Origin of the sequence: Vibrio sp. Vb1026, from assembly GCF_033338745.1 — a bacterium.
Classification (GTDB): domain Bacteria; phylum Pseudomonadota; class Gammaproteobacteria; order Enterobacterales; family Vibrionaceae; genus Vibrio; species Vibrio alginolyticus.
Genome location: NZ_JAWOTH010000201.1, coordinates 1 through 1,047 on the forward strand (window position 1 = coordinate 1; position 1,047 = coordinate 1,047).

At 47.3% G+C, this 1,047-nt stretch carries 1 protein-coding gene and 1 pseudogene; both read right to left on the minus strand.

The features are described from left to right. Window positions 1–706 (minus strand): annotated as a pseudogene (locus R7E47_RS25295) (two-component sensor histidine kinase); the annotation flags it as partial. Continuing rightward, on the minus strand, window positions 699–1,047 hold a 349-nt coding region (locus R7E47_RS25300; protein WP_318085562.1), incomplete at its 5' end, for a winged helix-turn-helix domain-containing protein. The pseudogene R7E47_RS25295 and the gene R7E47_RS25300, both read right to left, overlap by 8 nt.

Sequence of the window (1,047 nt, forward strand, 5' to 3'; positions counted from 1 at the left end):
AAGAAAACTCGCTCAAGCGGCGAAAACCAGTTTGCAACCTATCTAGCATCGCGCTGTGTTTGTTGGCTAACTCGCACAGTTCTATTGGCAACGAATCGGGGTCGAGACGAATGCCCATTTGCTCTGGTGATATCTGTTGAATGTGCTGATTCAATCCCACAATCGGCTTCAACCCACGTTTTACCATCCAACCGCTCAACGCTGAAGAAATCACAAACGCCAAACCGAGCGCCCAAAACAAAATCCAGTCGAGTTTATCCAACAACAAAATATGGTGGTTGATACTCATGCCGAGCACCACCTGATACTCCCCAGCTTGAAACGCAAACGCGCGAATATTCAGCGAGTCCTCACTCCATTCGATGGCGCGCTCGTGATTTAAAACTTGAGGTGAGCTAATGCTGTAGGCTCGGTTCTGAGGAATCGTCAGGCTCGAATTCTGATAGACGTTCTGCTTGCCTTCAAACACCCACATGTAGAGCGTGCTGTTATTCGCTTGCTTGAACACGTCCTCTGGCGAACGTATTAATTCTTTCTCAATGGCATTGAACTTACTGGAAATATAGCTGAAATCTTGCGAATAAAAGTGGCGATCAATGGCGTACTGTAGGATGAAAGCCAAAGAAAAATAGGTCACAAACGTCATACTAACAAACATCAGCACGAGCTTGTTTTTCATGGAAAAAGGCAGCGAGAACTTAGGCATCACGACTCTCTTCGAGTTTGTAGCCCATCCCTCTGACAGTGTGAATCAGTGGTTTATCGAACGGTTTGTCCACTTTGCTACGCAGACGTTTGACCGCCACATCAATCACATTGGTATCGCTGTCAAAGTTCATATCCCACACTAACGACGCAATGGTGGTACGTGAAAGCACTTGGCCAGTTTTGCGCATCAACAACTCAAGCAGGGCATATTCTTTGGCGGTAAGCGACATCGACTGCCCCGCGCGCGTGGCAACGCGTTTGATCATATCAAGTTCTAAATCTGCCACACGTAATGTTTGCGGCGATGCGACCACTTGCGCGGCAATATGATGACGAAAT